The following is a 5157-nucleotide window of genomic DNA, read 5'->3' as shown; positions in this document are numbered from 1 at the left end:
GAGATCCGCGAAGGACTCAGGGAACAGCTGCTACAGCGGTTCCCCGGTGCGAATATCGAATGGAACGATCCTGGCGCGCATCCGCTGCCTCCATGGATTATCGCAGGCGAGAAATACCCGACCATCGGACAGCAAACCCGGGTGCTCACCAAGTTCGGCTTGAACAACATTGCAGGTGTCTATGACACGCTCTCGCTGAGTTCCCACCCCAACATCCTCACGTTGACGATGGCGGTCGACAGAACTCCAGTCGGTGACCATGTCGAGCTCACCTACCGCACCGATACCGAAGCTTGGGGTTCGATCGTTAAACTCGGGAGCACACTGGTACATGTCGCCGCACTTGCTGCATGCGGCTACCTCGGCGGCCAGCAAGACCATCTGACGAAGTGGTACAACACGTACCGTTGAATCTCGGCCGCGATGGAGTCCGGATGAATTGAGATCGGAGTGCCCGTAGGCCAGTCACAGCCTGGCCGACAAGGCACTCCGAATCTCGCCGGGATTCGTGCGCACTCCAGACTCGCCGGGGTGATTCATGAACCCAACCGCCAGCGTCATTGCGACGATCTCCGTAGCGGTTTGTGGATGGACACCACAAACCAACGAACCGCCTTCCTACAGCTGGTAATTCGCTTCGATCATCAACCGTCCACACGAAAACCGCAGGTCATCCCCGTTCCCATGTTCGATGTGCCCTACCGAAGACACACTGAAAATGGGAACGGCACGGACACACACCGACGAATACCAAGCCCCTAAATCGGCTACGTACCCACGATGACCAGGCGTTTTCCAGTTGCCCATGTTGTTCGAATCCTGCCCACGCCTACACCACCCCCGCCACGGGCGGCGGGGCCGCGCTGGGGGGTGACCTGGTAAGCCAGGGCAGCGACGCGGCCCCATTTCGCCGACACCGGGGTCCACGCACCGGCTACACCACCGCCGCCGCCCTACGGCAGTGGCTTGAGACCGCGATCGTCGCCACGAAGTAAAAGGTTTTGTCGACGCCGCTCCTCAGTGAGTATGCTCGCCGAACGGCGTTTATGACCCTGGTTTGGGAGGAGCCCTGAGAGGTCGTGGATAAATCCCTCGACAAGGCGATCGATTTCGTTGACTCGTTCATCCAGCGAATCGGCGACGAATGGATAGACGAACATCGAGCACGGCCACATTCGACACCCCACGAGATCGCCCTCTGGATATCACAGTACCGAGGCTGGTCAGACCCTGACACCTTGGCAAAATCTCAGCACTTTCTCCTGCTGGGCAGACTGGCGAAGTGCATCGCGATACTAGAAGAATCCGGCGTCGGCCCATTGAATAATCTGTGGCGAGATGTTCTGTCAGACAATCCAAGCCGAGTCAAGAGTGCACTCCACGAGATAAGAGTGGCGGCAAATTTCTGCGCGGGCGGCTTTCCGGTGAAGATAATTCCCGAAGGCACGAGCAGGACTCCCGATCTTCTCGTGGGCGATTCCGTCGAGATCGAATGCAAGCACAAAGGGCCAGCCAGCGACACCGACAGAGCCCGCCACGAGATCTACGATCTTCTCAATAGAAGGCTGCAGAAGGTTTTCGTAGCCGACTCCAGGTGCGGCGCCTTAGTGGTCACCGCACGCTTTCATATCGAGCCCGAACGGGCGATGATCGACGAGATCATCGAATCTGCGCGAAAGATAGTTCGTGGCTCCGGACCGATGTCCATCGACAGCGAAGGACTTCTGTTCGACTACAGCATCGAGGGAGTCGACCGAGGCGATGTCGAACCAACCGAAACGCTGACCCTGCCCCGGCGACCATTCGGAACAAAACCCTTCGATTTAGAAACTAACAGCGGCGTTGCCGTCGAACTCCCGGATGGCTCGATGGGCCTCCATCAGCTGATTTTCACGTCACTCTCCTGCGATATCGAGCACGACTACATCAAAGGTGTGAAGTCGTCGCTCAAGTCTGCGGCAGGACAATTTTCCGGCGATCGTCCCGCCATCATAGTTATTGATGTAACCGATACGCTGGGGACGGTGCCGGATTCATACTTCGAGAAGATCCGCGAGGTGATCGAGGAGTTTCTTCGAAGCAACTCAAAGATTTCTCGCGTAGACGTAGAGACCAATTGGTTCGAGGACGAGGGCGGGGAATCCGCCGTCGTCCTGCGGCGCGCATTCTATATATTCGAGAATAAGTTCGCGAAGCATCCCCTGCCCACCGTATTCACTCCTGTTCCTGCGAGCTGACAACCGAACGCTGCTTATGCTGCGGCGACCGCTCACGCCCGTCCGCCGCCCGACCAGCCACCATCGTGCTACGGCAGTGGCTCGAGACCGCGATCGACGCCACGAAGTAGGCGTGCAGCCCGCACCCGTTCCACACGACGGCCTGTGGGTCCGAGCAGCATCCACTAGGACCCACAGGTCATCTCGTGGCGCGGATCAGTGGCCGGTGATCCCCCGGGCATCTCGGGGATCACGATGTCGTGCGCGCGGGCTGTCCCGGTCGGTGCCTGCCCCGCACGTGGAACGGCCCACCACAGCGGCGATTAGCCGATGACCAACAGTTTTCGCTGTTGAAACAGGTTGGTGTACTGGTCGATACCCCCTACCGACATGAACCCCTGGCGCACCCGACTCGGTGAGCCAGCAGCCGAACGGAACGTCCCAAATGCAGACGAATCGCGTGGCAGACTGCTCAGATCAATAATTCGAGGCCGAAACCAACCCGGGGCATCAAATGGATCCAGAAGGACCAGCGGTCATCCCAACCGAGTACGTCACTCGCCAGTCGACCCGAATCATCGCGAACGGGCACACAGACTACAGAGCCGCCAGCATCGCGGAGCCCGACGACGCCTTCCCGTACCCCTTTCCGGATCGGGCCAACCCGATGTTGGAATACCTGGTCCGCAAGGCGAAGGAACTAGAAGACGAAGAAGGTCAGCCACCGTACATCTGGTTGGCAGTACACGCCTGGTACGAAGGAGCCCTGCAAACACTGGCCTCGACACCTCCGACGCCGAATACCCCCGCCGAATAGCAGCCCTCTCCCCCACGAGTGGCGCCACCATAGGACATGAATCGGGCGACGCCAGGGGCGGATGCGTTCGCTGCCGTCGAGGACGGCCTCGATGGCTGCGCCGCCGGATGAGGTGCGACACGCTGCCGATCATGCCTTTGGTGCGTGGTGCAGGTATGTTTCAGGTCGGCGAGGGTGCCGGGGGTGTAGTGGTGCAGCCGTAGGGCGTATTCGAGAGTGGTGACCACGGCAGACCATTCGTCGGAGTAGGGGAAGGAGACGGTCGGGATCATGCTGAACCGGTCGGCTGCTCGGCCGCAAGATCGACCCGAACCATGTGGCGCACTTGAAGACAGCACGCGGTAGCCGCTGGTCGCGCTTTCGGTACGCGAGATCGATTGCAGCTCAAGCCGTCCTGTCATAGCCCGACTGTGTACTGTTCGCTGAAGGGCGGGAAGGCATGCCAGGTGCCTGCGCCTTCATGACCCCGGCCCCCCGCCAGCAGCTGGAACGGGTCGGCTGCCTGCTGGCTACCGTTGATCCGCATGACGCACACCGAGATCGAGATCACCGCCGAGTTGGTGCGGGATCTACTGCGTGAGCAGCACCCCGACCTGGCCGATCACCCTGTGCGGCTCGGCGCGCGTGGCTGGGACAACCAGATATGGCGACTCGGCGACGACCTCGCCGTCCGATTGCCCTGGGCGACCGAGTCCGCGGACGCGCTGCTGCGCAAAGAGCACACCTGGCTACCCGCCCTCGCCCCGCGCCTTCCTCTACCGATTCCCGTTCCGCAGCGGATCGGTGAGCCCTCCGAGCGGTTTCCGCGTCCCTGGATCGTCACCACCTGGGTGCCGGGCACGCCTGCCGACCGCGCCCCCGTCACGCGCGCTACCGAGGCGGCCTCCACCCTGGCCGCCTTCCTGACCGCACTTCACCAACCCGCCCCCGAACAAGCACCCACCGGCCGGGACCGCGGAGGGCCGCTGGCCGACTATTGCGAGGGGTTCGCGAAGCAGCTTGCCACGGCCACCGAGCTGGGGCTGATCACCGATCCAAACGCCGTCCGCGCGGTCTTCGAAGACGCCGCCGCCGCGCCCGACTGGACCGGCCCGGCGCTATGGCTCCACGGCGACCTGCATCCAGCAAACGTCCTGACCGCCGACGGCACGATCTGCGGCGTGATCGACTTCGGCGACCTCTTCGCGGGCGATCCGGCATGCGACCTCGCTGCCGCTTGGCTTCTGCTGCCCGACGGCGCGGCCGAACGCTTCCATGCCGCCTACCAACCGGCCCCGGACGCCGCGACCCTGCGCCGCGCCCGCGGATGGGCGGTGATGCGCGCCCTCAGCGGCATCTTCATCGCAGACGCCGGCGTCCACGGACGCCCCGGCGGCAAGCCCACATGGGGCCCACCCGCCCACGCCGCACTGCGACGCCTCATCGCAACGACCCATCACTGATCAAACGCTTCCGAGCAGAGGGAGCGAATCTCCATCAGCCAGGCCGTAATGCGGGTCCCGGCTGTTCTATGCGCAGTTGGGCCACTCGGCGCCGATATCATTCGGAGCTAGGTTGATCATCTATCCGGATCGTCGTGAGCAAGCCTGAGCAGCAATCGCTTTGGGCTTGCATCATGATCGAGGGGTGTCACATGAGCGCTGTCTGGGCAAGCGTCGTTGCTGTTGTCGGCACACTGCTCGGCTCGGTTACTACATACGGGTTTCAGCGACGAAATGCCATCAGAGCAGAGAACATTGCACGCGCCGAACGCCTTCGGCAAGAGCGGATAGCTGCCTACAGTGAGTGCGCGGCCGCGCTTGCAGACCTGAGGCGAGGTCTTGTGACTCTTTGGCTCCGAAAGGCTGACGCCGTCGATACCGCCGCGGCGTACGGAGAGGCCGACCGGCTCGGCAGTCTCGCACACGCCGCGAAGCTGCGTCTGGAGCTGGTGTCCGCGCGTCCCGAGCCACTGCTGGACGCAGCGGCGGCCCAGGTCAACGATCTGATCAAAGCCGAGAATTTGACAGATCTCAGATCCCGGGAACGCGCGGTAGAGGATGCCCTGTCCGCGTTCATAGCAGACGCGGCGGCGCGACTCCTGACTGATTACCAGAGCGGCGTAAGCAGGCACTGAACGTCCGC

5 protein-coding genes are annotated in these 5157 nt (G+C 62.2%); all 5 read left to right on the top strand.

Annotated features, from left to right (window positions below):
* On the top strand, window positions 1-411 hold a 411-nt coding region (locus ON44_RS34120; RefSeq protein WP_040698326.1), incomplete at its 5' end, for a hypothetical protein.
* 668 nt (window positions 412-1079) lie between these two features.
* Window positions 1080-2237: a hypothetical protein gene (locus ON44_RS34115; protein WP_157187409.1), complete on the top strand. Its 1158-nt coding sequence runs from the start codon at window positions 1080-1082 to the stop codon at window positions 2235-2237.
* Between the two features lie 493 nt (window positions 2238-2730).
* Window positions 2731-3033, top strand: a complete 303-nt coding sequence (locus ON44_RS34110; RefSeq protein WP_040698322.1) for a hypothetical protein — start codon at window positions 2731-2733, stop codon at window positions 3031-3033.
* Window positions 3034-3557: 524 nt separating this feature from the next.
* Window positions 3558-4475, top strand: a complete 918-nt coding sequence (locus tag ON44_RS34105; protein WP_040698319.1) for an aminoglycoside phosphotransferase family protein — start codon at window positions 3558-3560, stop codon at window positions 4473-4475.
* 173 nt (window positions 4476-4648) lie between these two features.
* A complete protein-coding gene (gene kilB, locus ON44_RS54475; protein ID WP_506333351.1) occupies window positions 4649-5149 on the top strand; it encodes a plasmid transfer protein KilB in 501 nt (166 codons plus the stop codon).
* Window positions 5150-5157: the final 8 nt, after the last annotated feature.

This window comes from Nocardia vinacea NBRC 16497 (genome assembly GCF_000308835.1).
GTDB lineage: Bacteria > Actinomycetota > Actinomycetes > Mycobacteriales > Mycobacteriaceae > Nocardia > Nocardia vinacea.
Note: the sequence above shows the minus strand (reverse complement) of the source record. Positions and strands in the feature narration are given on the sequence as shown.